At 67.4% G+C, this 25,561-nt stretch carries 19 protein-coding genes; 9 read left to right on the forward strand and 10 right to left on the reverse strand.

Annotated elements, in window-relative coordinates:
- Positions 1–120: 120 nt before the first annotated feature.
- The 8 genes from F9288_RS16365 to F9288_RS16400 all read right to left on the reverse strand — a co-directional run bounded on the left by F9288_RS16365 (position 121) and on the right by F9288_RS16400 (position 14,526).
- Entirely contained in the window at positions 121–1,527 is a 1,407-nt protein-coding gene (locus tag F9288_RS16365; protein ID WP_174837766.1) for an MATE family efflux transporter, read from the reverse strand.
- Positions 1,528–1,646: 119 nt separating this feature from the next.
- Positions 1,647–1,985 (reverse strand): hypothetical protein, encoded by a 339-nt coding sequence (locus tag F9288_RS16370; protein ID WP_174837767.1) that lies wholly within the window; start codon positions 1,983–1,985, stop codon positions 1,647–1,649.
- 110 nt (positions 1,986–2,095) lie between these two features.
- Positions 2,096–2,482 (reverse strand): response regulator, encoded by a 387-nt coding sequence (locus F9288_RS16375; protein ID WP_174837768.1) that lies wholly within the window; start codon positions 2,480–2,482, stop codon positions 2,096–2,098.
- A 53-nt stretch (positions 2,483–2,535) separates the two neighbouring features.
- Positions 2,536–4,551 carry an ATP-binding protein gene (locus tag F9288_RS16380; protein ID WP_174837769.1) on the reverse strand — a complete coding sequence of 672 codons (2,016 nt, stop codon included), beginning with the start codon at positions 4,549–4,551 and terminating at the stop codon, positions 2,536–2,538.
- Positions 4,552–4,928: 377 nt separating this feature from the next.
- Positions 4,929–6,242, reverse strand: coding sequence for a GGDEF domain-containing phosphodiesterase (locus tag F9288_RS16385; RefSeq protein ID WP_254620915.1), 1,314 nt, complete (start codon positions 6,240–6,242; stop codon positions 4,929–4,931).
- A gap of 567 nt (positions 6,243–6,809) precedes the next feature.
- The gene (locus tag F9288_RS16390; RefSeq protein ID WP_174837770.1) at positions 6,810–8,285 is read right to left on the reverse strand and encodes an NAD(P)/FAD-dependent oxidoreductase; all 1,476 of its coding nucleotides are present in this window, start codon (positions 8,283–8,285) and stop codon (positions 6,810–6,812) included.
- 68 nt (positions 8,286–8,353) lie between these two features.
- Positions 8,354–12,556, reverse strand: coding sequence for a translocation/assembly module TamB domain-containing protein (locus tag F9288_RS16395; protein WP_174837771.1), 4,203 nt, complete (start codon positions 12,554–12,556; stop codon positions 8,354–8,356).
- Positions 12,556–14,526 (reverse strand): autotransporter assembly complex family protein, encoded by a 1,971-nt coding sequence (locus F9288_RS16400; RefSeq protein WP_254621214.1) that lies wholly within the window; start codon positions 14,524–14,526, stop codon positions 12,556–12,558. The genes F9288_RS16395 and F9288_RS16400 overlap by 1 nt, the downstream gene beginning before the upstream one ends.
- Positions 14,527–14,768: 242 nt before the next feature.
- Between F9288_RS16400 and F9288_RS16405 the strand changes: the two genes are divergently transcribed.
- The 8 genes from F9288_RS16405 to F9288_RS16440 all read left to right on the forward strand — a co-directional run bounded on the left by F9288_RS16405 (position 14,769) and on the right by F9288_RS16440 (position 24,356).
- On the forward strand, positions 14,769–15,542 hold the full coding sequence (locus F9288_RS16405; protein WP_174837773.1) for an enoyl-CoA hydratase/isomerase family protein: 774 nt from the start codon (positions 14,769–14,771) through the stop codon (positions 15,540–15,542).
- A gap of 167 nt (positions 15,543–15,709) precedes the next feature.
- Positions 15,710–16,867: an efflux RND transporter periplasmic adaptor subunit gene (locus F9288_RS16410; protein WP_174839136.1), complete on the forward strand. Its 1,158-nt coding sequence runs from the start codon at positions 15,710–15,712 to the stop codon at positions 16,865–16,867.
- A 3-nt stretch (positions 16,868–16,870) separates the two neighbouring features.
- Positions 16,871–20,101 carry an efflux RND transporter permease subunit gene (locus F9288_RS16415; protein ID WP_174837774.1) on the forward strand — a complete coding sequence of 1,077 codons (3,231 nt, stop codon included), beginning with the start codon at positions 16,871–16,873 and terminating at the stop codon, positions 20,099–20,101.
- Positions 20,098–21,543, forward strand: a complete 1,446-nt coding sequence (locus tag F9288_RS16420) for an efflux transporter outer membrane subunit (protein WP_174837775.1) — start codon at positions 20,098–20,100, stop codon at positions 21,541–21,543. Before F9288_RS16415 ends, F9288_RS16420 begins: the two co-directional genes overlap by 4 nt.
- A gap of 46 nt (positions 21,544–21,589) precedes the next feature.
- A complete protein-coding gene (locus F9288_RS16425) occupies positions 21,590–21,937 on the forward strand; it encodes a poly(R)-hydroxyalkanoic acid synthase subunit PhaE (protein WP_174837776.1) in 348 nt (115 codons plus the stop codon).
- A complete protein-coding gene (locus tag F9288_RS16430; RefSeq protein ID WP_174837777.1) occupies positions 21,937–23,010 on the forward strand; it encodes an alpha/beta fold hydrolase in 1,074 nt (357 codons plus the stop codon). The genes F9288_RS16425 and F9288_RS16430 overlap by 1 nt, the downstream gene beginning before the upstream one ends.
- A complete protein-coding gene (locus tag F9288_RS16435; protein ID WP_174837778.1) occupies positions 23,007–23,546 on the forward strand; it encodes a GNAT family N-acetyltransferase in 540 nt (179 codons plus the stop codon). The genes F9288_RS16430 and F9288_RS16435 overlap by 4 nt, the downstream gene beginning before the upstream one ends.
- Positions 23,547–23,564: 18 nt before the next feature.
- Positions 23,565–24,356: a triacylglycerol lipase gene (locus F9288_RS16440; RefSeq protein ID WP_174837779.1), complete on the forward strand. Its 792-nt coding sequence runs from the start codon at positions 23,565–23,567 to the stop codon at positions 24,354–24,356.
- 12 nt (positions 24,357–24,368) lie between these two features.
- Here F9288_RS16440 and F9288_RS16445 read toward each other — a convergent pair whose 3' ends face one another.
- Together F9288_RS16445 and F9288_RS22320 are read right to left on the reverse strand one after the other, a co-directional pair.
- Positions 24,369–24,779, reverse strand: coding sequence for a phasin family protein (locus tag F9288_RS16445; RefSeq protein WP_174837780.1), 411 nt, complete (start codon positions 24,777–24,779; stop codon positions 24,369–24,371).
- Complete coding sequence (locus F9288_RS22320) at positions 24,776–24,901, reverse strand: hypothetical protein (protein ID WP_302675300.1); 126 nt, start codon at positions 24,899–24,901, stop codon at positions 24,776–24,778. The genes F9288_RS16445 and F9288_RS22320 overlap by 4 nt, the downstream gene beginning before the upstream one ends.
- Here F9288_RS22320 and F9288_RS16450 point away from each other — a divergent pair.
- Positions 24,900–25,559, forward strand: a complete 660-nt coding sequence (locus tag F9288_RS16450) for a peptidylprolyl isomerase (protein WP_174837781.1) — start codon at positions 24,900–24,902, stop codon at positions 25,557–25,559. The two genes, F9288_RS22320 and F9288_RS16450, sit on opposite strands and share 2 nt — an antisense overlap.
- The last annotated feature ends 2 nt before the right edge of the window (positions 25,560–25,561 follow it).

Here is a 25,561-nt window from a genome sequence, read left to right on the forward strand (position 1 = left end):
CCCTCTCTAAAGGCAATGTGACAATTCGTTGGCACTCACGGAAGGCGAGTGCCAGCGCGGCGCATATGCGTGTCGCCGCGCGCGCATTCAATGGCTGCGCTACAAAAAATTTGTGACGGTTCAGCGCGCGCGCGCCAGCCCGATCCGCTCGCGCGCGCTCCAGCGCCATGTCAACAGGATCGAAACCACCAGCAACCCGGCCGCCAGCCCCATCCAGATGCCGACCCCCGCCAGCGCCGTGCGGAAGCCGAGCGCGACCGCGGTGCCGAAGCCGACCACCCAATAGCCGAACAGCGCCACCAGCATCGGCACGCGCGTATCCTGCAACCCACGCAGATTCGCCGCCGCCACCACCTGCACGCCGTCGACGAGCTGGAACACCGCCGCCACGGCGAGATAGCTGACCGCGAGCCGCACGACCGTCGCATTCGCCGGATCGCCCACGTCGAGATAGGCGCTGACGAACAGCCGGGGCGCGATCCACATCGCGATCGCGCTGACCGCCATGCTGCCCGCGCCGACCGCCAGCGCCATCCTGCCCGCGCGCGTGATCCAGTGGCTGTCGCGCGCGCCATAGGCCATGCCGACGCGGATCGTCGCGGCCTGCGCCACGCCGAGCGGGACCTGGAAGGTGAGCGAGGCGATGTTGAGCGCGACGGCATGCGCCGCCACCTCCTTCACGCCGAGAATCCCCATCAGCAGCGAGGCGCCGCCGAACAGCGCGCCCTCCGCCATCCAGGTCAGCGCGATCGGCAGGCCGAGCCGGACGATCTCGCGGAAGCGCGACCATTCGCTGCGCCACCAGCGCCCGAACAGGCGATAGCGCCGCAGCCGGGAATCGAAATGCAGGATCAGCCAGTAAGCGATCGCCATCGCCGACAAGCTGAGAACGCTTGCCAGCGCCGATCCCTCCAGCCCCAGCCGGGGGAAACCCGCGTTGCCGAACACCAGGCACCAGTTGGCGAGGATGCTGAACGCCAGCGCCATCCCGGTCACGCCGAAGGCCCAGCCCGGACGCCCGAGCGCCGCCGCCGCCGTCCGCATCACCCCGGCGGCGATGGCGGGAACGATCCCGATCAGCAGGATGCGCAGGAAATGGCCGGAGCGCCGCGCCACGTCCGGGTCCTGGTCGGCGAGCCGCAGCAGCGCCTCGCCGTTCCACAGGATCGCCATCACGACGACGGCGGCGGCGGCGCCTACCCACAGCGCCATGCGGAAGCTGCGCCGCACCTCGCGCACCGCATGTTTGCGCCGGCCGAGTTCGGCCGCGATCAGCGGCGCGGCCGCCGTCGTCAGGCCGATCGTCGCATACATCAGCACGTTGAACAGAAAGACGCCGAGCGTCGCCGCCGCCAGCTCGACCGTGCCCAGCCGCGCGACGAAGATCACGTCGACCGCCGCGACGGCCATCTGCAACAGGTTGGCGCCGACCAGCGGGCCGGCGAGCTTCACCAGCGCGCGAAGCTCCTCACCCGCCGTAGCGGGAGCGGAGCCGGTGAGCGGCGCAAGGGTATCGGGCGCGGTCATGGTCGTGCGAGTGCCGGTCGTTCAATCGATGCAGGTGCCGGGTCGCACGCCAGCATTTCCGCCCGGATCGGGCGGATCGCGGCGATCTATCCGTTGCGGGCGGAACTGGCAAGAAGGGCTTAGCGGCCCGCGCGACTGACCACGGTCGCGGTGCCGTCCTTGCGGATCTCGATCAATTGCTGGCTGCCGTCGTCGCACTCCGCACGCCAGCTGCTCACGCCATGCTCGTCGGGAAAGCGCGTGGAATCCACCACGTCCTGACACGGCAGCCCCGCGTCGCGGATCGCGCGGAGGAACACGCCGCGCTGCTGGCCGACCGGTAGCGCGGCGACGGCCTTAGCGTAATCCTGCACGTTGCCGGGGGCGGCGGCCTGCGTATTGTTCGCGGCCGGCGTGGCGGGGTTGCCGGAACAGGCGGCGAGAAGGATCAGTGAAAGGATCGGGACGGCGGCTCTCATCGGCGGTCTCCTGCGCAAATCCGCCGCATCAATGTAAGAATCGGCAGGGGCGAGCGCAATGAAGCGGGCGGCCTCGCCGTACGATTCCCGGATGCTCCGACGTCCGGCGGTCAGCCGATCATCCCGTCGTCGCCTGAAGCCAGCACGCGGCCCATCGCCTCGAACAATATGTCCATCGCGACGGGCTTGAAGATCACATCGTCCGCCCCGGCGGCGAGGCAGCGTTCGCGCAGGTCCGGCGCGGTATCGGCGGTGACGACGATCACCGGCACATTGGCCTTGGCGTCGTCTCGCGCGCGGATCGCGCGGATCGCGGAGATACCGTCCATCCCCGGCATCCGCAGATCGACCAGCAGGATATCGAAGTCTTCGCGATCGAGGATGGCAAGGCCTTCCTCCGCGTTTTCCGCGCCCGTCATGGAGGCGCCGGCGACCTCAAGCATGTCGCCGACCACCCGCCGGTTCATCCGGTCGTCTTCAATGAACAATACGTTCATGGCCGTGAGCCCGGATCGCGCGACGGTCGTTTCATCTCCGTACCTTTATCGCGTCATGCCGCCGCAGACACAAGCAACCTCGCGCTCGGTTCATCGAATAGTTCGGTTAACAAAGCATCTTTGGCAATCGGCTTTATGATAACGCGGTTGATACCCGCCTGTTCCAGCATGGCACGCTCCTCCCCGAGCGCGGCGGGACCGAGGACCGCCAGCCTCGCATCCGGCGCGGCCACGCGCAGCTTCGCGATCGCCTCATGCCGGTCGGGCGCGGTTTGCAATGTCGCATCGTCGATCAGCACGGTGCGTGGGGCGCCGTCGGCGAGAAGCGCCAGCGCCTCGTCCACCGATCCGGCGAAGGTGACGGTGCCCGCGCGCGGCTCGAACAAGGTCTTGAACATCGCGCGCGTGATCGGGCTGCGATCGACGACCAATATGCCTTGCCCGTCCGAAACGGCGGCGACGACGGGCGCTTCCGCCGGCTGAAACGGCAATTCGAGCATGAAGCGCGCGCCGCTGTCGATCTCGCTCTCGACCGATACGTCGCCGCCCATCGCGCGCGACAGGTTGCGGCAGATCGCCAGCCCCAGCCCCGTGCCGCCATATTGCCGCGTCGTGCCGGCATCGGCTTGGCGGAACGCTTCGAATATTTCCTCATGCTTGGCCGGGGCGATCCCGATCCCGCTATCCTCTACCGACAGCACCCAGCGATCGCCGGCCACATGCGTCGTCAGCCTGATCCCGCCCGCCTGGGTGAACTTCACCGCGTTCGACAGCAGATTGAAGACGATCTGGCGCAGCCGCGTGCTGTCGCCGACGATCCAGTCCGGCCCGTCATCAAGCGACAGATCGAAGGTCAGGCCCTTGTCGCGCGCCTGCTCGGCCCACATGCCCGCGGCATCGCGAATCACGCCGCGCAGGTCGAACGGCGCCTCCTCGATCGTCATGCGGCCGGTTTCCATCTTCGCGACGTCGAGGATGTCGTCGACCAGCGCGCGCATGTTCACGCCGGCACCGTGGACCACCGAGAGGCGCCCGCGTGTCGCCGCGTCGAGCCGGTTGTCGGCGAGCATCACCTGCGTCATGCCGAGAATGCCGTTCAGCGGCGTGCGGATCTCGTGGCTGGTGGTGGCGAGGAACTCGGTCTTCGCCGCCAGCGCCTTGTTCAGCGCCGTGTTGGTGACGGCCAATCGGTTGCGGCTGCGCCGCAACGTGACGATGCCGAACGCCAGCAGCGAGATGATGAGCGCGGTCGCCAGCGCCGCGCCGATGAACACGAAGCGCTGCGTGCGCGCCTTGTCGCGCTCGAACGCCACCGTCTTTTGCAGGTCGTTCGCCTTCAGCGTGGCGATCCGCAATTCCTGATTGGCGAAATCGAACCGCGCCGCCGCCAGCGCCGCGCTGTTCGACCGCGCGAGCTCGGTCGCCTTGTCGTCGAGCCGCTTCAGCGCGGCGAGATGCTGGAGCGCCAGCTGGTCGTCGCCCAGCGCGCTATAGACGCGATAGGCGATCTCATGCCCGTCGCGGTCGCTCAATTCGGTCTGCTCCAGATCGACCCCGCGGAAACGCGCGTCGATCAGCACCCGCGCGTCGGCCAGCCGGTGATGATTAAAGTCCGATTGCGCCGCGAGCACCTGAAACAGCGGGCGATATGGCGCCGCGCTCTCGCGCCGGGTCAGTTCGCGACCCTCGGCGATCGCCTGGTCGGCCCGCGCCAGATCGCCCTGCATCAACCGGACGCGCGCGATATTGCTGAGCACCTGCGCCTCCAGCATGTCGCTGGACATGCTACGCGCGAGTTGCAGCGCCTGCGCATATTGCTGCTCGGCGGCGGCGAAGCGCCCCTGCTCCTTCAGCGCATTGCCCTTGCCGTTGTGGATCGCCAGCGTCAGGCCGGGGTCTTTGGAATAGATGTCCTGAGCCTGCGCGAAATAACGTAGCGCTGAATCGTTATCGTTCCCGCCATAATAGAGCAGCGCGATGGAGATAAGCGCTTTTGCCTCGCTCCGTTCGTCGTGCAACGAATGAAACAGGACATAGGCGCGGTGCAAGTTGACCAGCGCCAGGGCCACTTCCCCCGTCGCCGTGCGCGCGCCCCCCTGGGACAGCAGAATGTCCGCTTGAAGATGACTTCCTTTTCCATCTGCGCCCAATGCATGCTGCGCATCGTTCAGCAATCTCAGCGCCTGCTGAGGATCGTTCATGCGAAGATAAGCTTCACCAAGCAGCCATTGCGCGGTCGCTATCATGGACGGCGAACGCTTTTCCCGCGCCAACCGCAATGTCGCTTCCCCGCGTCGGATTGCTTCGCGCGGGTCCGCCAACATGGTTGCCTTCACATCGGCGACCATGGCGTCGAACCGGCCGTTTTGATCCTGCGCCGCCCGCGACGGTACAGCCAGCGCAAGGCTGCACCCAAGAAGTGCAACGAAGACGCCCGCGCGTCCGATCAGCCGCGCTTCCATGCCGCAGCCAGACGGTTGAACGATCCCCGGCTTTCCTGCCCCGCCGTCGGTTGCCACGATTCGTCGGCCAGGAAAGCGATGAGCGCTTCCGTCGAGACCGGACGGCTGATCAGAAAGCCCTGCACTATGTCGCACCCCATGACGGTGAGCAGCGCCAGGGCGGCATGGCTTTCCACGCCCTCCGCGACGACCTCCATCTCCAGCGCGTGCGCCAGGTCGATCGTCGAACGCACGATCAGTGGATCGCGGTTCGAACTGGTCAGCTGGGTGACGAACAGCTTGTCGATCTTCAACTCGCTGGCCGGCAATTGCTTCAGATAGGCGAGGCTCGACAGGCCGGCGCCATAATCGTCGATCGCGATCCTGATACCGATGTCGGCGAACACCTGGAGGTTGGCGATCGCGCTGACCGGATCGCGGATCACCGATGTCTCGGTGATCTCGAAGCCCAGCGTCGCCCCGCTCGACGCGACGAGCGCGCACGCCTCGCTGACGAAGGTCGGATCGGACAGCAATTGGCCGGAGATATTGACGAACAGGCGAAGGTCGTGACCGGCGGCGCGCATCAGGCGCTGGTCCTCGATCACACGCCGGATCGACCATAGGGTCACCCGATCGATCATGTGCGCCTCTTCGGCGACCGGAATGAACTCCATCGGCGGGATCATCCCGCGCGTCGGATGCCGCCACCGGATCAGCGCTTCCGCGCAGGTGACCTTTTGCCGCCGCACATGGAATTTCGGCTGATAAAGCATCAGCAGTTCGTCGCACGCGATCGCGCGTTCCAGTTCGCTCGCAAGCCGCATGTCGACCGGGCCGCGCTCCAGCACCGGACCGTCATATCCGCTGCCCCGCGCGCGTTCGAGCGCCGCTTCCGCCCGCTCGATCAGCGTCACCGCATCATATTCCGCCTCACGGACGATCGCGCCACCGAGCAGCAGCGATACGGTGCAGAAGCCGTCGCCGGTTTCGATCCCGACCGCGCTGGCCGCGCGAAGGCGCGACAGCAGGGCTTCATATTCCGCGTGCGCGCCCACGGCCGCCTCGATCTCGATCAGGTCGCGCCCGATCACGGCGACCGTGCCGCCGGGCACCACGGCCGCGAGCCGCCGCGCCGTCTTCCGGACGATGCCCGCCACTCCCTCACTGCCGAGCAGTCGCCGGAGCGGTACGAAATTGGTCACTTCGGCAAGGATCGCCAGACGCCAGCTATTCGCCACGGGCGGAGCCGTCCGGGCCTGCTCGATCTGGGTCGACGGAGCCTCCTCGCGGAGCATGTCTGAACGGCGCTGTACCATCAGCCTCTGCGGTATCGGGAATGGCTGAAGATATTATTAATCAATGAAGCGCGCGGCAGGCGCGGCTTTAACCCCATTGTCGGATGGTTGACGATCCATTAAGTATCTATGGCAACCCTTTGTGGTTGCTCATAAGGGAGAAAGCCATGCTCGCGTTCATTCTTTCGTTGATCTACGGAACCGACATCCGTCCCTGGTAAGGGGCAACTTCGGCTCGAACCTCTTGAGATAGCTTGGCTTTTGCCCGGCGACGGCGGAGGTTCGGGCCGAAGACACGGTTATAACGACAGCCAGGCGCGGCGGCGCGAAACGCATCTGAAGCGCCGGATTTCGTTCGGGGAAACAGCCGCTGCGGTGATTCGCCGAGTCCGAGCGTTAACTGTAACAGCAGCTCGCTGATCCAATCATGGCGATCACTCGTTAAGTTATCGGACAGTCAGCCCCTACGCAGCGTCGCCAGCATGGTCACGGCTTCGCGCCGGATGATCCTCAATCACCGACGGAACTTCCGGGCCTGATGCGCGCCGCTGTTCCGGGCGATCCACTATGCCGGTCGAGGCGCCTGTTTCAGGCGGCGACCTTCGCGCGCGCGTCAATCGGATTCGAGAATTCCATGCTGTCGTCCACTGAACCGAAACGTAGCGCCATCAAATCCAGCGCGTAATTCTGGTTGAGCTTCCAAGGCTTGCGGTTCCCCTGCTTGGGCATATGCGCCAGCGCGCGCTGCACATATCCCGAGCTAAAGGTGAGGAACGGCTCCTCGGCGATCGGCTCGCTTCCGATCCGTGGCGTGCACTGTCGCATCCCGCGCTTGCGCATCGTCTCGAGCAGGCGGCAGACGTACATTGACGTCAGGTCGGCCTTCAGGGTCCAGGAGGCGTTGGTGTAGCCGAAACAGGAAGCCAGGTTCGGCACGTCGGAGAACATCATCCCCTTGTAATTCAGCGTCTTCGGCAGGTCGATCGTCTTGCCGTCGAGGGTGAAGGGAACGCCGCTCAGCAACTGAAGCTCCAGGCCCGTCGCGGTGACGATGATATCCGCGTCGAGCGTCTTGCCGGAAGCCAGGCGGATGCCGTTATCGGTGAAGGTATCGATCGTGCCGGTTTCCACCGAAGCGCTGCCGGCCTTGATCGCGTCGAACAGGTCGGCATCGGGAACCAGACAGAGCCGCTGGTCCCACGGATTGTAGCGCGGGGTGAAATGCGTCGTAACGTCGTAATCTTCACCGAGCCGCTCGCGCACCATCGCGACCAGCCGCTCCTTCGCCTGCGCCGGATGCTTGCGCGCCGCGCGATAGAAATACATCTGGAGCAGCACGTTCTTCCAGCGCGTGAAGCCATAGGCGGCCTTTGCCGGCAACACGCGACGCAACGTGTTGGCGAAACGATCCTCCGCCGGGCGCGAGACGACGTAAGTGGGGGAGCGCTGGAGCATAGTGACATGCGCCGCCGCTTTCGCCAGCTCGGGCACCAGCGTCACGGCGGTCGCGCCGCTGCCGATCACGACGACCTTCTTGCCGGCATAGTCGAGGTCTTCCGGCCAGAATTGCGGATGCACGATCCGCCCCCGGAAGTCGCCCGCGCCAGGGAACTCAGGCGCATGGCCGGTGGCGTAATTGTAATAGCCCGAGCACATATAGAGGAAGTTGCAGGTGAAACGCCGCGTCGAGCCGTCACCCAGTCGGCATTCCACCGTCCAGCACGCATCCGGCGTCGACCAGCCCGCCGCGACGACACGGTGGCCGAAGTGGATATGTCGGTCGATGCCATAGGTCCGCGCGGTGTCCGTAACATACTCGCGGATCGAAGGGCCGTCGGCGATGGCCTTCTCCCGCGTCCACGGCCGGAAGTTGTAGCCGAGCGTGTGCATGTCCGAATCCGAGCGGATGCCCGGATAGCGGAACAGGTCCCACGTCCCGCCGATCGCATCGCGCCCTTCGAGGATGGCGTAGCTGCGATCCGGGCAGCGCGTCTGAAGATGATAGCCCGCGCCGATGCCGGACAGGCCGGCACCCACCACGATCACGTCGAAATGCTCGGTCATGCGCTTCCTCTCTCGCGATACCCGATATTCGATTCCGCGTGATTGGGAAAGCCCTGTTGACAGTCTTGTCAGTAATCCTTCGAATAACGCAGCGTCGCGTTCGAGCCGCCGAACGAACCGGCCTGCGTCAGGATGCTCAGCGACTTGGTGAGCGCGATCGTGAGCTGGGTGGCGGTGAAGCCCCGCGCGTCGGTGACGATCTCGATATAGATATTATTGGTGAGATACTTACCGGCCGCCAGCGCGGTGCCGCGCCCGGTCGCCTGATCGGCGCCGAGCACGCGCAACCGATCGAACCCGGTGGCCGAGCGCAGCTTGCCCAGCGGGTTCAGCCCGCCGCCGGAACCGCGCAGCGAATTGAGCGCGGCGGCAAGCTGGATCGCCTCCGTCGCCGACAGATTCTCCGGGTTGGTGCCGAACAGCAGCCGGCTCAGTACCTCGTCCTGCGGCAGCGGCGGCGAGGAGGTGAAGGTGATCTGCGGCTTCTGCCCGGTGCCGGCGATCGCGATGTTGAAGGTCGTGTTGTTCTTGGTGGTCGTCGCCTGGATATCGAGGTCCGGATCGGTCAGCGCCCCGCCCTGGAAGCGGATGCGCCCGCGCGTCACGTCGAACCGGGTGCCCGCGAAGGAATAGGTGCCGCGCACAAGGTCGAGCCCGCCGCTCAGCACCGGCGCGGCGGAGGTGCCGCCGACGCGCATGTCCATCTGCCATTCGCTCTCCAGCCCCATGCCGGAGACGTACAATTGATTGTCCGCGCGGATGCGCATGTCGAGCTTGAACAGGCCCGCCGGCGCGGCCGCCGGGCGATCGGTCGGTCTGGCGACGCGGATGTCGCGCTTGCGCCGCACGCCGGTCAGTTCCGGCACTTCCGCGGCGCCTTCGCGGACCACCTCGTAGCGTGCGTTGGGGATGACGAGATCGGCCTTGATAAGTCCCCCGCCCGGTCCGTTGGTGACGTTGACGGTGCCGCTCGCGGTGGCCGCGAGCGTATCGGATTTGGCGAGATTGGCGTTGCTGAGCGTCGCCGTCAGGTTCATCGGATAGTTCTGCTCGGCGGAGAGGCTGACGAAGCCCTTGGCCTGCACCGTCCCGTCGCCCGCCCTGGCCTGAAGCGAATCGAGCTGGAGGCGGTCGGCGGTGAAATGCGCGCGAAGCTGCATCTGCGTCAGCCGCGTGCCATAGGTCTCGTTGTCGTAGGTCAGATTGTCGGCGCGGGCGAGGCCGTTGAGCTGCGGCGCGGCGAGCCGCCCGCCGAAATCGGCCGCGACCGCGATCGGGCCGGAAAGCTGTTGATTGGCCTGCCCGGCGAAGCTGAACAACACCCCCGCCGGCCCATTGTAGCGGATGCCACCACCGAGCGGGGCTTGCATCAGCCGCGTCATCCACGATCCATCGCCGCCCCGCACCGGGCGCAACGTGGCGACCATCCGCCCTACCGTCATCGTCCCGCGCTTCACCAGCGCGCGCGCCTCGCCGCCGTCACCGGCCAGCCGGCCGGCGAACTCCACATCGACCGGCTCGGACACGGCGGCAAGGCTGGAGCGGGTGAAGCCCTTGATCGTCAATCGCGCATCAGCCTCGGGGAAATGCGCGCCAGCCTGACTGAATTCCAGGCTGCCGGTCGCCTGCCCGCCCAGTCCGACGTCGGGGACGAAGGCGTTGATGATCGACAGGTCGAGGCTGTCCAGCCGCGCTTGCGCGACGAGCTTGTCGCCATAGCTGCCGGCGATGCGCGCGCGGCCCTTGTCGAACACGATCAGGGTCGGATCGAGCCGATAGCCGCCGTTCGCGACCGCGATATGCGCCGGATTGCCGGTCTTGAAGCCGATGCCGTTGGCCTGCCCCGTCAGCGCGACGAGCCAGTCGCCGGGCGCGAGCCGCGCGTTGGCGGCGACGCGGAACGGCACGCCGTTCGATCCGGCCAGCACCGCCTGCGCCGTACCATGGCCGCCGGCATAATTCACCTTCGCCCGCGCGCTGTCGATGACGGTGGGGCCGTAGCGCATATCCGCCACCTGCGCGTCGGCCACCACCTGCGGCTGGTCGCGCAGCACGATGCTGGCGGTGACGAGCGCGCGGCCGATCGTGAAATCGACCGAGCCGGGGATTTTGGCGGCGTCGGCGCGGGCGTTGACGTCGGCGCGCTGATAGCGTCCCTCCGCCCCCAGCCGCGCATTGCCCGAAAGGCCGGAGCCGGCGAACTGGAGCTGCCCCGCGAACGGCCCGGCGGCGGTCTGCACCAGCCGCCCGCCGAAATTGACGCCGGCGAAGATCACCTTGCGCAAGTCGATCGCGAGCTGCTTGCCGACATGCACCAGCACGTCGGCGTTGAACGGCCCGTAGGTGGTGCCGCCGGTCGCGGTGACGGCATAGGCGCCGCCCCGCCCGACGATCCGCGCGTTGAGATCGGCCAGCCCGACCCCCACGCCCGGTCGCGGCGCGCGCAGCAGCACCACCGGATCGGTCGCGCTGCCGCTCACCCGCGCGAATAGCGGACCATATTGCGTCGACCAGGCATCGGCCGACACCGCCAGCCTGCCGCTGGCAAGCTCGTACCGCCCCTCCCCGCGCGTCACGCGGAATTGCGGCGCGTTGAGGCGGAGATTGCCGAAGGTGACGACGCCGTCCGGCGCATAGCCGACGTCCGCGCGCATCACTGCATTGCCGCCGAGGAAACCGCGCGCGCCCGAGTTGAAGATCTCGCGCGTCTGGGCGACCACCTTGCCGGTGATGCCGAACCCGCCGCGCGCCGCCGGCACGAGCTTCGCGTCGGTCGTCAGGTTGACGATGCCGATGCTCTCGATGCGGTAATTGTTGATCCGCCCTTTCAGCGCGCCGGTGTAGCGGCCGGTTTTTACGTTCGCGGCGATGATCGCGGTGGCGTCGATGCTGTCGGAGCGGATGCGCAGGTTGTCCGACATCACCGAGGGCATGGTGATGGCGAAATCGCCGTCGATCCGGACATTGCTGGTGAGGCCGCCGATCGCCGGATTGAGGCCGCTCACGCGCCGCGCGCGGGCGTGGACCGGCACGAGGATGCGATTGGCATCCACCCGCGCGCGGCCCTCGGCATAGAGGTTTTCGACCGTCGTGCCGGCGAAGCCGAGCGCGGTGGCGCGGACCTTGTAATCCACCTCCGGCCGGGCGAACGCGCCGTTGAGCACCATCCGCGCGAGCACGTCGCGGCCGCGCACATTGGGGGCGATCGCGCCGGGGGTAAGCAATTGCGCATCGACCGCGAAATTGCCGAATGTGTTGTTGGCGAAATCGACGATTCCGCCCGCATCCACCGCGAGCGCGTCGGACTTGAGCTTGATCCGCGTATCGGCCTTGCGCTGCGCCAGCGTGGTGTCGATCGCCACGTCGAGCTGCGGCGCCGTCAGCCGCTCCACCGGGCCTTCGAGATAGAGGCCGGGCTTCGTATAGCCGCGCACCTCGATATGCCCGTCGCGCGCGGTGACGGCGAGATCGGCGAGCTGCCCGCCGCCGAGCGTCGCGAGCGCCTTGCCGCTCCACGACTTCCAGCTTCCCTTGCCGCCGACCGTCGCGGTGAGCGGCGCCTTCGTGCCCGCGAGCGAGGAGACGACGCCGCCAGCCGGCGCGAACAGCTTCGCGTCCAGATCGAGCTTGTCGTCGTCCGGCACCGCGTCGAGCCGCAGCCGCAGCGTGTCGCCGCCGCTGATTCCCGGCCCGCGCAGCGCGACCGCATCCACGCTCAATTGCGCGCGCCGGTCGGCGATATGCGCCGCACCCGCGATCCGCCCGATATGCCGCGCGCCGGCGACTGGCGGCTCCATCACGAAGCGATCGACGCGCAGCCGCCCGATATCGATGTCGATATCGGGCAGGAAGGGCGCGTTCGGCTCGCTCGGCTGCGGGATGAACTCTGGGTTGCGACGGAGCGTTACCAGCGCGCTCTCCAGGCTGCGCACGTCGACATGGTTGTTGATGAAGGCGAACGGGCGCCAGTCCACCTCTAGGCGCGGCGAGGTGAGGAACACGCCCTTGGGATCGCTCACCCGCACGTCGGAGAGCGTCATCCGGCCATAGAGCGAGCCGTCGATCCGCCCGACGCGGATGTTGAGGCCGGCCGCCGTCTTGTATCCGCCGATCTGGTCCGCGACGAAGCGACGGCCGGGATCGGTGTCGATGCCCAGCACGATCACCAGCACCAGCACCAGCAGCGCGACGATCGTTCCGCCGATCCATTTCACCACGCGCTGCCACATGGGGCGCGATGCGGACGGGGCCACCCTCTCCTCCTCCGCCATCAGAACGCCTGCCCGATCGAGATGTATAGCGCGATCCTGCCATCTCCCTTGCGCGGATTGAGCGGGGTCGCGACGTCGACGCGCATCGGCCCGAAATTGGTGTAGAAGCGCCCGCCGATGCCGGCGCCGAAGCGCAGGTCGTTGCCCTTGGGCAGCACGCTTTCATAGGCGTTGCCGGCATCGACGAACGGCACGATCCCGAAATTGCCGAAGCGGTAGCGCGCCTCCAGCGCGAACTCGTTGAGGCTGCGCCCGCCGACCGGATTGCCCTGCGGATCGAGCGGCCCGAGCCGCTGGTAGCCGAAGCCGCGCACCGATCCGCCGCCGCCGCCATAATAACGCCGCGACGGCGCGAGATCGTCGCGCGCGATGCCCAGGATCGATCCGGCCCGCGCCCGGCCCGCGACCACCAGGCTGTCGGACACCGGATAATAGAAAGTGCCCTCGATCATCGTGCGGGCATAAGGGGCGACCGATCCCTGCACCGACGTCTCCGGGCTGAGATTCAGCTTCACGCGATAGCCGCGCGTCGGGTTGAGCAGATCGTCCGACGTGTCCCACAGCACCTGCACCGGCAGCGCCGCGATGCCATATGTGCGCCGGACGCGATCGCCGCGCGCAAAATCATAGACGCTCTCATTGGTGCCGGTCAGCTCCGCGCCATAGGCATAGGTCAGCTTCTTCTGCCACAGCGGCGTGGAATCATAGCTCCACCGCACCGCCAGCGTGCCGGTATAGGCGTCGAACGCGTCGTAATTCTGGTGGTTGAGGCCGGCGATGAGCGAGAAGGTGCGGTCGCGCCTGCCGGCATTGGCGCGGCGGAAGGTGGCGGAGGCGCCCTGCTGCTGCGTCCCGGCGGTGGCGGCGAGGATCAGCGCGCCTTCCGGCGGGAACATGTTGCGGCTGGTCCAGGTGCCTTCGAGCTTGATGCCCTCCCCGGTGCCATAGCCGGCGGTGGCGGCGATGCTGCGCGTCTTGCCCTTCGTCTGGTTGACGAGGAGGTCGACCAGTTCGGTGCCGTCCGGCCCCGCCTCCCCGGTCGCGACCGGCTCGACCGAGATCGAGTTGAACATCCCCGTCGCCGCCAGCGCCTTGCGCAGATCGTCGGTCAGCCGCGAATCGTAGAGGTCGCCCGGCTTGAAACGCGGGAAGACGTTGAGGTGCTTCAGCCCGAACACCGGATCGCCGGTGGTGCGCAGCTTGCCGAACGAGCCGCGCGGCCCGGTCTCGACCGGCAGGGTATAGTCGCCGGTCAGCGTCTGGTCGTCGAGCAGGATATCGCGATCGCCGACCTTGGCGAAGGGATAGCCGCGCTGCGGCAGGACGAGGCTGACATTGGCCTCCGCGCCCTCGATCCGCGCCGCGTCGATCGGATCGCCGGTCTTGAGCGGCAATTGCGCGCGGATCAGCCCCGGCGGCACGGTCGGCGGCGCGACGACGTTGATCGCGCCGAGGCGATAGAGCTTGCCCGGCGAGGCGCTGACGATCGCACGGACCTTGCCGGTCTCGCCGGGGATCGGCTCGATCACCGAATGGGCGACGCCGTCATAATAGCCGAGCGACTTCATCAGCCGCACCGCCAGCGCCTCGTCCTCATGCGCGCGGGCGGAAATCTGCGTCGCGTTCGCCGCCTTGCCGCCACCCTTCCTCAACGCGGAGAGCGAGCGGAACTGGTCGTCAAGATCGATCGCGTCCAGCCCGCGCACGACCGTCTCGTACCGGATTTCCGTCGCCGCCTTGTCCTTCACGTCGGCGGCGGTCTCGAGCGGCGTCGTCTCGAAGGATGAGATCGGCGGCAGCGGCTGCTCGATCTGCGTATCCTCCGGCTCGGGCGCCGGCATCGGCTCCAGCGGCGCGTTGAGATCGCCCGAGAGCGGGGGCAGCGCCTTGTCGAACTCCGCGTCGGGGACGATCGGCGCATTGGCCTGCGGATCGGCGGGAGGTTGCCGGGTGGACTGCGCATGGGCCAGCGATGATGTCGCAACGAGCAAGGCGGTCGCCACCCGGCAGAGACGAACAACCGCAAATCCCACGCACGATCCCCTTATCGATTCCGGGCGCACGATAGAATTCGATCTTTTCCCCGGACAAGGGCAACGTGTGATTTTCCAATCGGTTTCATGCCGGTCGTGCATTCCGCGCGGCGGGGGCTTGCCAATCGCCCCTCAAGACGGCGATGAAGCGCGCTCTCCCGGCGAGGCGGAAGGATCGCATGAAGGAACATATCGAGGTCTCGCTCACCGGCCATGTCGCGACGGTGACGATCGACCGGCCGCCGCACAATCACGTCAACGCCGCGCTGATCGGCGCGCTGGCCGATACGCTGGAGGAGCTGGATCGCGACGATCGCTGCCGCGCGATCGTGCTGGCGACCGCCGGGCGCGTCTTCTGCGGCGGCGCGGACCTGTCGGGCGACAAGCCGCTGGTGACCGACAGCGGCGAGGCGGAGACCCCGATCCTCTATCGCAACGCGGTGCGGCTGTTCGCCACGCGCAAGCCGATCGTCGCGGCGGTGCAGGGCGCGGCGGTCGGCGCGGGGCTGGGCCTCGCGCTGGTGGCGGATTTCCGCGTCGCCGTGCCGGAAGCGCGATTCTCCGCCAACTTCGTCAGCCTCGGTTTCCACGCGGGCTTCGGCATCTCGCACACCCTGCCGCGCGTGATCGGCGGGCAGAAGGCGTCGCTGATGCTGCTCACCGGCCGGCGCGTGAAGGCGGAGGATGCGCTCGCTTGGGGCCTCGTCGACGAACTGGTGCCGGCCGGACGCTTGCGCGAGGCGGCGGGCGCCCTCGCCGGCGAGATCGCGGCCGCCGCCCCGCTTGGGGTGGAGGAAACGCGCGCCACGCTGCGCGGCGATCTCGCGGCGGCGGTCGAGCAGCAGACGCGGCACGAGCGGATCGTGCAGGACCGATTGATGGCGACGGCGGATTTCCGCGAGGGAATCCGCGCGGTGGCGGAGCGGCGGCCGGGCAATTTCGTCCGGGGCTAGTTCGCTTGCTACCAAATGTTTTTTAATTTCACGGTGACTTCAAGTTTATATCCGATGCCGCTATCGATCGGATCGGAACGCGGCCGGGGATTCCCCGGCCGGGGCTGACCTCAAACTTCGGCAGGATCAAGGTTTTGCGCACGAGGACGATCGGCGGAACGGCGGGCATTATTTCGATCGCGCTGCTGCTGGCGGGGTGCGGCAGCGCCGGGCAGCACGGGTCCGGCGGCAGGGATCGCGGCAACGGCGGGCCGGTGCGCGTCGGCTATGTCGTCGCCCGCGCGACCAGCGTGCCGATTTCGGTCGAGCTTCCGGGCCGCACGGTCGCGTTCCAGAGTTCGGAGGTGCGCCCGCAGGTCAGCGGCGTGATCCAGAAGCGATTCTTCACCGAAGGCTCGATCGTGAAGCAGGGCCAGCCGCTCTACCAGATCGATCCCAGCCTCTATCGCGCGGCGGCCAATCAGGCATCGGCCAACCTCGCCAGCGCGGAAGCGAGCGCCGCCGCCGCCAAGACCAAGTCCGATCGCTATCGCCCGCTCGCCCAGATCGAGGCGGTGAGCAAGCAGGACTATACCGACGCGCTCGCCGCCGAGCGGCAGGCGCAGGCGTCGGTGCTCCAGAACAAGGCGCAGCTCGATACGGCGCGGATCAACCTGCGCTTCACCACCGTTCCCGCGCCGATCACCGGGCGGATCGGGCGGTCGCTGTTCACCGTCGGCGCGCTCGTCACCACCAGCCAGGCCGATCCGCTCGCGACGATCCAGCAGCTCGATCCGATCTATGTCGACATCCAGCAATCGGCGGCGGCGCTGCTGGCGCTGCGGCGTGGCCTGGCGACCGGCGGGGCGGTGCCAACGCGGGCCGAGGTACGGCTGAAGCTGGAGGACGGCGAGGAATACGGCCTCACCGGCAGCGTCGAGTTCGCCGAGGCTGTCGTCGATCCGGGCACCGGCACGATCACGCTGCGCGCGCGCTTCGCCAATCCCAACGGGCTGCTGCTGCCGGGCATGTTCGTCCGCGCGGTGTTCAACCAGGCGATCGACCCGCGCGCGATCCTCGTGCCGCAGGCGGCGGTGGCGCGCGATCCGAAGGGCAACGCCACCGTCTGGGTCGTCGGGCCGGGCAACAAGGCGGTGCAGAAGACGGTCACGACCGCGCGGGTGGAGGGCGCGAACTGGGTGGTTACCGGCGGGCTTTCGGTCGGCGATCGCGTCATCACGCAGGGCACCGCGAAGTTGCAGGCCAATGCCGCGATCGACCCGGTACCAGCCGATGCGCCGCAGCGCATCGTCCCGCCCGCGGATCAGGGCAAGAAGGCCGGCTGATCGATGTCGCGCATCTTCATCGACCGGCCGATCTTCGCCTGGGTGCTCGCCATCATCGTCATGATGGCCGGCACCGGCGCGATCTTCGGCCTGCCCATCGCGCAATATCCCGACGTGGCGCCGCCGCAGGTCTATGTCCGCGCCAGCTATCCCGGCGCCAACGCGCAGACGATCCAGAATTCCATCACCCAGGTGATCGAGCAGCAGCTCACCGGGATCGACGGGCTGCTCTATTTCAGCTCGTCCTCCTCGTCGCGCGGCTCCGTCTCCATCACCGCCACCTTCGCCAAGGGCACCAACCCCGATATCGCGCAGGTGCAGGTGCAGAATCAGGTGCAGCAGGCGGTCAGCCGCCTGCCGCAGCAGGTGCAGCAACAGGGCATCACCGTCCGCAAGTCGAACCCGGACAACCTGCTGCTCGCCGGCGTCTATGACATCACCGACACGATGACCAATCAGGACGTGTCGGACTATCTCGTCTCTAATCTGCAGGAGCCGCTGGGGCGCGTGCCCGGCGTGGGCGACACCAACGTGTACGGCTCGCAATATGCGATGCGGATCTGGCTCGATCCGGGCAAGCTCAACAGCTATTCGCTGATGCCGGGCGACGTCATCACCGCGATCCAGAGCCAGAATGCCGAGGTCGCGGCCGGCGAGATCGGCGCGCAACCGATGCCCGGCACGCAGATGCTCAACGCCACCGTCACCGCGCAGTCGCGCCTCCAGACGCCCGAGCAGTTCCGCGAGATCATCCTCAAGACGCTGCCGTCGGGCGCGACGGTGCGGCTGTCCGACGTGGCGCGGATCGAGCTGGGCGCGGAGAATTATGCGTCGCGCAGCCGCGTCAACGGCCATCCCGGCGCCGGCATCGCGGTGCTGCTCGCCCCCGGCGCCGACGCGCTCAAGACGGCGGAGCTGGTGAAGGCGGAGATCGCGCGTGTCGCCAAGACCTTCCCCCCCAACCTGCGCGTCGCCTATGCGAACGATTCCACCGATTTCATCAAGCTGTCGATCAGGGAGGTCACCAAGACGCTGATCGAGGCGATCATCCTGGTGGTGATCGTGATGTTCGTGTTCCTGCAAAGCTGGCGCGCGACGCTCGTCCCCGCCATCGCGGTGCCGGTGGTGCTGCTGGGGACGTTCGCGATCTTCTACCTCGTCGGGTTCAGCATCAACACGCTCACGCTGTTCGGGCTGGTGCTGGCGATCGGCCTGCTCGTCGACGACGCGATCGTCGTGGTAGAGAATGTCGAACGGCTGATGGACGAGAATCCCGGCATGACGCCCCGGGAAGCGACGATCGAATCGATGAACGAGATCACCGTCGCGCTCGTGGCGATCGCGCTGGTGCTCTCCGCCGTGTTCCTGCCGATGGCCTTCTTCGGCGGGTCGACCGGCGTGATCTACCGCCAGTTCTCGCTCACCATCATCTCCGCGATGATCCTGTCGGTCGCCGTGGCGATCATCCTGTCGCCGGCCATCACCTCCAACCTGCTCAAGCAAAAGAGCATGGAACGCGACCCGCGCGAGACCTGGCTCGGGCGCAGCGCGCCGTGGCTGATCGACGGCGCGGACCGCGCGAAGCATTGGTTCAACCATAATTTCGAGCGCGGCGTGAAAAGCTACACCGGCGCGGTGGCGCGGGTGGTGGAGCGCAAGTGGCTGTTCCTCGCGATCTACGCCGTCGTCGTCGCATTGCTCGCGGTGCTGTTCCTGCGGATGCCCACCGGCTTCCTGCCGACCGAGGACCAGGGCGGCGCGTCCGTCCAGTTCCGCCTGCCGGCCGGCGCGACGATGGCGCGCACCAGCGAGGTGCAGCACGCGGTGGAACGCTATTTCTTCGAGCATGAGCGCGCCAACATGAAGACGCTGTTCACCGTCTCGGGCGGCGGCGGTGGAGGCATCAGCGGGCAGAACACCGGCCAGGGCTTCATGACCTTCACCGACTGGGACAGCCGGCCGGGCAAGGAGAACAGCGCGGACGCGATCATCGCGCGCGCCGCCGCCGCGTTCCGGGGATTCCGCGACGCGCAGGTGTATGCGCTCGTCCCGCCGGCGATCCGCGGGCTCGGCCAGGCGGACGGCTTCACGATGGAGCTGCAGAACACCGGCGGCCTTTCGCTCCAGCAATTCGAGGCGGCGCGCGATAAATTGTTCGCGATGGCGAGCGCCGACCCGAGGCTGTCGGGCGTGCGCCTGACCGAATTGCCCGATATCGGCACGTTGCAGGTCAACGCCGATCCGCAGAAGATCGCCGCGCTCGGCCTAAAGCAGAGCGACGTCAATACCACGCTCTCCGCCGCGTGGGGCGGCCAATATGTCAACGATTTCGTCGATCGCGGCCGCGTCAAGCGCGTCTATGTGCAGGGCGATGCGCCGTTCCGCTCCAAGCCGGACGACATCGCCCAATGGTTCGTGCGCGGGTCGAACGGGCAGATGGCGCCCTTCACCGCCTTCGCGACGACCGGCTGGTCGCAGGCGCCGACCACGCTTTCGCGCTTCAACGGCGTGTCGTCGTTCGAATTCCAGGGCTCGGGCGCGGCGGGCGTCAGCTCCGGCGACGCGATGAACCGCATCGCGGCGCTCGCCGCCGAGATACCGGGCACCAGCATCGCCTGGGCCGGCATCTCCTATCAGGAGCGGCTTTCCTCCGGTCAGGCCCCGATCCTCTACGGCCTGTCGCTGGTCGTCGTGTTCCTGTGTCTTGCCGCGCTGTACGAAAGCTGGTCGATCCCGCTCGCCGTGCTGCTGGTAATCCCGCTGGGGCTGGTCGGCGCGGTGCTGTTCGTCACGCTGCGCGGGCTGACCAACGACGTCTATCTCCAGATCGGGCTGCTGACGACGATGGGCCTCGCCGCGAAGAACGCGATCCTGATGATCGAGTTCGCCGAGCAGGAGGAGCGCAAGGGCAAGCGCGTGATCGAGGCGGCGCTGGCCGCCGCGCGCATCCGCCTGCGCCCGATCCTGATGACCAGTTTCGCCTTCATCTTCGGCGTGCTGCCGCTCGCCATCTCCACCGGCGCGGGCGCGAACAGCCGCATCGCGATCGGCACGGCGGTGATCGGCGGGATGCTGACCGCGACGATCCTCGCGATCTTCTACATCCCGATGTTCTTCGTGCTGGTCCGGCGCGGCTTCCGCGACACGCTGGCGCGCATCCGCGGCGAGGAGCCGGGCTTCCACCCGCATGGCGCCGAGCCGCCGCAGGGCACGCCACATCTGGAGGAATCATGATGCGCCGCGCCCTCCTGCTGGCCGCCGGCGCCTCGCTCACCGCATGCAGCATGGCGCCGAAATACGTGCGCCCGGAAATACCGGTGCCGGCGTCATGGCCGGTCGGCGACGCCTATCTCCGGCAGAGCGAGGCGACGCTGCCCAGCGTCACCTATCGCGACATCTTCCGCGACGCGCGGTTGCAGCGGATCATCGATCAGGCGCTGGCCAACAACCGCGACCTGCGCATCGCCACCGCCAATATCGCGGCGGCGCGCGCGCAATATCGCATCCAGCGCGGCGAATTGTTCCCCGCGATCGGCGCCAGCGGCTCCTATGGCTACAACCACACCAACAGCCCCGCGCCGGGCAACCCCGCCACGACCGATTCGCTCTCCGCCGGCATCGGCGTCACCGGATTCGAGATCGACCTGTTCGGCCGGGTGCGATCGCTGACCAGCGCCGCGCTCGATCGCTATTTCGCGCAGGAAGCGACCGCCCGCGCCGCGCGGCTGACGCTGGTCGGCGACGTGGCGGGCGCGTGGCTGAGCTACGGCGCGGACCGCAGCCTGCTCGCCATAGCCGAGGAAACCGCCGCCAACGCACGCCGCAGCGTCTCGTTGACCGACGCGCGGCTGAAGGGCGGGGTCGCGCCGCGCACCGATCTGCGCCAGGCCGAGCAGGTGCTGGCCGGCGCGGAGGCCGATCTCGCCGCGCAGAAGACCGCGCTGGCGCAGGACATCAACGCGCTTCAGTTGCTGGTCGGCGCGCCGATCGACCCCGCCCTGCTCCCCGTCTCGATCGACGAGGCGGCGGCGCATATCGCGGACCTGCCGGCGGGGCTGGATTCCGCCGTGCTGCTGCGCCGCCCCGACGTGGTGAGCGCGGAATACGGCCTGCGCGCCGCCAATGCGCAGATCGGCGCGGCGCGCGCGGCGCTTTTCCCGAAGATCACGCTCACCGGGCTGCTCGGCTTCGCCAGCGGCGCGCTCTCCTCGCTGTTCGAGGGCGGGTCGTTCAACTATTCGGGCAGTGCCGGCGCGGCCTATTCGATCTTCAACGGCGGCGCGGCGCGAGCGGGCGTCGAACAGTCCGAGGCGCAGCGCGACGCAGCGCTCGCCGGCTATGAGAAGGCGATCCAGACCGCGTTCCGCGAGGTCGCCGACGCGCTCGCGCGGCGCGGCACGATCGCCGACGAGCTGGCCGCGAACCAGCGCAACACCGATGCCGCGCTCGACAATTACCAGCTGGCCGACGCGCGCTATCGCGGGGAGATCGACACTTTCCTCGCGACGCTCGTCGCGCAGCGCTCGCTCTATGCCGCGCAACGCGGGCTGGTGCAGATCAAGCTGACCCGCGCCACCAACCTCGTCACGCTCTATCGCACGCTGGGCGGCGATTCGCTGATCGAGGCACGGGCGGACGGGCCGCGGCTCCCCGCGCAGCAAATCCCGCAGCAATGACTTGACCAATATTGCCGGGCGTGGAAGTCTCGCGCCTGCAATGTCGATGAACCCGCAAGATCCCGCAGCATTCTTTCGCGAGATGCTTGGGCATTGGGAAAAAGCGGCGAACAATTTCGGCGCCGATACGATGAAGAGCGAGGAGTTCGTGCGCGGCATGAACGCCCTCAGCGCCGCCACCGCGAACATGCAGGCGAACACGCATCAGGTGATGGAGCGCGTGCTCGCGGCCGCCAACCTGCCGAGCCGCAACGACATCGACGATCTCGCCCGCCGCATCGCCGGGATCGAGACCGCGCTCGCGCGGATCGAGGCGAAGCTGGGCAGCACCGGGCCGGACCCCGCCAAACCGCGCCCCCGGCGCAGCCGGAAACCGCCAGCCAGGGAAAGCTGATGCAAGCCACCGCGCCATCCGATCCGATCAGTGCCGCCCGCGCGGAGTTCGAACGGATGATGGCGCGGAACATATCCGGGCTGAGCTATTTCACCTCCCCCGCCCCGGTCGTCGGCGCGACGCCCAAGGACGTGCTGATCGCGCGCGGGCCGATGCGGCTCAACCATTATCGCGCGATGACGGACGAGGTCTATCGCATCCCGATCCTGCTGGTGATGGCCACCACCAATCGCGGCTTCATCTTCGATCTGGTGCCGGGGCAGAGCCTGGTCGAATTCCTGCTGAAGGCCGGGTTCGACGTGTTCATGCTGGAGTGGGAAGCGCCGCGCGGCCACGAGCGCACGCTGACGCTCGAGGATTATGCCGTGACCTTCATCGCCGCGGCGGTGGAGCGCATCAAGGAGGAAACCGGCGAGCCGGACGTCAGCATGATCGGCTATTGCTTCGGCGGCGTCCTCTCCCTCCTCCACACCGCGCTGCATCGCGATACCGGCATCGCCAATCTGGTGACTTTCACCACGCCAGTCGATTTCTCGCAGATGGGCATGTTCGCGGCATGGTCCGACCAGCGCTATTTCGACGTGGACCGGCTGGTCGAGACATTCGGCAACGTGCCCGGCGACATGCTCTATTCCTCGTTCGACATGCTGCGCCCGGCGGCGCGTGCGGCGGGGAACATCCGGCTTTACGATAATTTGTGGGACGAGGAATATGTGAAGTCGTTTCGCATGTTCGAGCGTTGGAACACCGACACTCTGCCGTTGGCCGGCGAATATTTCCGGCAGACGACCAAGATGCTCATGTGGGAGAATCGCTTGCTGAACGGCACGATGGAAGTGGGAGGACGCAAGGTCGATCCGGGCAGCATCACGATCCCGTTCCTGCATCTCGCGGCGGAGCATGACCATATCGTCCCGCGTGCGGCGTCCGCGCCGCTGATCGACCTGATCGGATCGGACGACAAGCAGGAGATCATGCTGAAAGGCGGCCACGTCAGCCTCGTCGCCGGCGGCAACGCGATCAAGCGCATGTGGCCGACGCTGGCCGGGTGGCTGGCGGAGCGCTCGCTATGAGCCATCGCATCCGCCGCTTCCGCCCCGCCGACCGCGAGGCGATGCTGGCCTTCGCGCAGGAACTGCCGGAGCATGACCTTTTGTTCCTCGGCCGCGACCTGAAGCATCCGCGCGTCGTTGAGGCGTGGCTGACGGCGATCGATGACGGCTGGATCGACAGCCTGCTGGCGATGGACGGGGAAACGGTGCTCGGTTCGGTCGCGCTGGTCCGCGATCCGCTCGGCTGGTCGTCGCATGTCGGCGAGGTACGGCTGCTCGTTTCGGCCGAGCGGCGCGGCGCTGGTCTGGGGCGCGACATGTTGCAGGCGATCCTCGCCATCGCGGTCGATCGCGGGCTGGAGAAACTGACGGCGGCGATGACGCCGGACCAGCGCAATTCGGTCATCCTGTTCGAGAGCCTCGGCTTTCGCGGCGAGGCGTTGCTCAAGGACCAGGTGCGCGATCGCGCCGGCCAGCCGCACGACCTCGCCATCCTCAGCCTTGATCTGGGCCGGCATGAGGCAACGCAGCGCGCTTACGGCTTCGATGCCGCATAATTTTCAGGAGAATCGTTGATGGTAACCGCCCTTTCGGCAGAGATCGAACGCCCGCCCTCGGCATTGCTGGCGCTGACCGAATTGCCGCGCGCGCTGGCGGAGCTTGGCTCGCTGCCGGCCGCCGCGCCGCTGCTCGCGACCGCGCCGCGCGGGGACGGGCATCCGGTGATGGTGCTGCCCGGCTTCGTCACCTCCGACATCTCCACGACGATCCTGCGGCGCTATCTGAAGCGACTCGGCTATGATGCGCACCGCTGGGAACTGGGGCGCAACCTTGGCCCCAAGGCGATCGGCCTGGAGGGCGAGCGGCTCGCGGCGCGGATCGAGGCGATCCATGCGGCAACCGGGCGCACGGTGAGCCTCGTCGGCTGGAGCCTCGGCGGGGTGATGGCGCGCATCATGGCGCGGCGGATGCCGGAGGCGGTGCGGCAGGTGATCTCGCTCGGCTCGCCCTTCGCCGGATCGCCGCGTGCGACGAACGTGTGGCGGCTCTACGAACTGCTGACCGGGCAGTTGATCGATGACGATCATACCAGCGGGCAACTCGCCGAGGGGACCACGCCGCCGCCGGTGCCCTCCACCGCGATCTGGAGCCGCGAGGACGGCATCGTCGCGTGGCAGAGCTGCGTCGAGCCGGAGGCCGCGATCAGCGACAATATCCAGGTGCACGGCAGCCACTGCGGGCTGGGCGTCAATCCGGCGGTGCTCTACGCAATCGCCGACCGGCTGGCCCTGCCCGAAGGGAAATGGCGACCGTTCCGGCGCAATGGCTTGCGCGCGCTGATCTATCCGCGCGCTGGCCATGCCTGAACGGCCGCCGCGTTACTTCTTGCTCGCGCCGCCCTTAAGGGGGCCGACCGCGTCGCGGCCAAACTGCATAATCAGCTCGCCGATCTCGCGCGCCTGCGTCATCGAGCGATTGCCCTGTTCACGCAGGAACTCGCCCTGGATCTTCATCACTTCGGAAAGATCCTTGGCCCCGGCGGCGGCGCGCATCGCGGCGAATGCCTCGCGCGCGTTGGTTTCGGCCTGATCGATCATCTTCAAGCCGATCGTCTTGTTGCCCTCGGCTACTTTCTCACCGGACGCCTTCATCGCCTCACCGGCGCGCTTGGCGGGATCGACGACACGTTCCTTGAACGATTCGCGCGCCTTTTCCGCGCCTTCGCGCACCTTGTCGGCCGCCGACTTGGCCCGATCCCCGGCGGTCGTCTTGCGTGATGCAGCCATCATTTCTCTCCCTTGTTGAGACGCAACCGATCAGCTTGCCGCGACATGCTGGACCTGTCGCGTGCCGGCGACAAGAGGCCAATACGGCTGACAAGCCCGCGCGGGAAGTGATAGAAGCGCGACATGCGCCTCCTCCTGCCCCTCGCCGCGCTGCTCGCGCTCCCCTCACTCGCCGCACTGGCGCAGTCCGCGCCCGTGCCGCCGGTGGCCGCGTCCAATCCCGCGGGCATCGTGAACGTGACCGTCACGACGAGTTGGGGGCCGATCGTGATCGCGGTCGACAAGGAACATGCGCCGATCACCGCCGCCAATTTCCTGAAATATGTCGATCAGAAGCGGCTCGACGGGGTGAATTTCTATCGCGCGGTTAAGATCCAGCCCGGCTACGGCTTCATCCAGTTCGGCACTGGCAACGATCCCAAGCGCACCCTGCCGCCGATCCCGCACGAGCCGACGAGCAAGACCGGGCTGAGCCACAAGGACGGCGCGATCTCCATGGCGATGGGCAAGCCGGGCACCGCCTCGGGCGATTTCTTCATCATCGTCGGCGACCTTTCCACGATGGACGCGACTGCCACCGATCCGGGCTATGCCGTGTTCGGCCAGGTGGTGACCGGGATGGATATCGTGCATCGCATCATGGACGCACCAACCTCCCCGACGCGCGGCGAAGGGCTGATGAAGGGGCAAATGCTGGAGCCGGCGATCAAGGTGCAGACCGTGCGCCGCTCTCCCGCGTTGCCGGCGGCGCAGGTTCCGACTCCGACGCCCTCCGTGGGTTAGCC

It is taken from the genome of Sphingomonas sp. CL5.1 (assembly GCF_013344685.1).
In the GTDB taxonomy this organism is placed as follows: Bacteria; Pseudomonadota; Alphaproteobacteria; order Sphingomonadales; family Sphingomonadaceae; genus Sphingomonas.

Coding starts and splice junctions, on each gene's coding strand:
- F9288_RS16425 (WP_174837776.1), top strand. CDS start 21,590: ATGAACCCGCAAGATCCCGCAGCATTCTTTCGCGAGATGCTTGGGCAT.
- F9288_RS16430 (WP_174837777.1), top strand. CDS start 21,937: ATGCAAGCCACCGCGCCATCCGATCCGATCAGTGCCGCCCGCGCGGAG.
- F9288_RS16450 (WP_174837781.1), top strand. CDS start 24,900: ATGCGCCTCCTCCTGCCCCTCGCCGCGCTGCTCGCGCTCCCCTCACTC.
- F9288_RS16390 (WP_174837770.1), bottom strand. CDS start 8,285: ATGACCGAGCATTTCGACGTGATCGTGGTGGGTGCCGGCCTGTCCGGC.
- F9288_RS16415 (WP_174837774.1), top strand. CDS start 16,871: ATGTCGCGCATCTTCATCGACCGGCCGATCTTCGCCTGGGTGCTCGCC.
- F9288_RS16365 (WP_174837766.1), bottom strand. CDS start 1,527: ATGACCGCGCCCGATACCCTTGCGCCGCTCACCGGCTCCGCTCCCGCT.
- F9288_RS16420 (WP_174837775.1), top strand. CDS start 20,098: ATGATGCGCCGCGCCCTCCTGCTGGCCGCCGGCGCCTCGCTCACCGCA.
- F9288_RS16385 (WP_254620915.1), bottom strand. CDS start 6,242: ATGGTACAGCGCCGTTCAGACATGCTCCGCGAGGAGGCTCCGTCGACC.
- F9288_RS16395 (WP_174837771.1), bottom strand. CDS start 12,556: ATGGCGGAGGAGGAGAGGGTGGCCCCGTCCGCATCGCGCCCCATGTGG.
- F9288_RS16405 (WP_174837773.1), top strand. CDS start 14,769: ATGAAGGAACATATCGAGGTCTCGCTCACCGGCCATGTCGCGACGGTG.
- F9288_RS16440 (WP_174837779.1), top strand. CDS start 23,565: ATGGTAACCGCCCTTTCGGCAGAGATCGAACGCCCGCCCTCGGCATTG.
- F9288_RS16435 (WP_174837778.1), top strand. CDS start 23,007: ATGAGCCATCGCATCCGCCGCTTCCGCCCCGCCGACCGCGAGGCGATG.
- F9288_RS16375 (WP_174837768.1), bottom strand. CDS start 2,482: ATGAACGTATTGTTCATTGAAGACGACCGGATGAACCGGCGGGTGGTC.
- F9288_RS16445 (WP_174837780.1), bottom strand. CDS start 24,779: ATGATGGCTGCATCACGCAAGACGACCGCCGGGGATCGGGCCAAGTCG.
- F9288_RS22320 (WP_302675300.1), bottom strand. CDS start 24,901: ATGTCGCGCTTCTATCACTTCCCGCGCGGGCTTGTCAGCCGTATTGGC.
- F9288_RS16370 (WP_174837767.1), bottom strand. CDS start 1,985: ATGAGAGCCGCCGTCCCGATCCTTTCACTGATCCTTCTCGCCGCCTGT.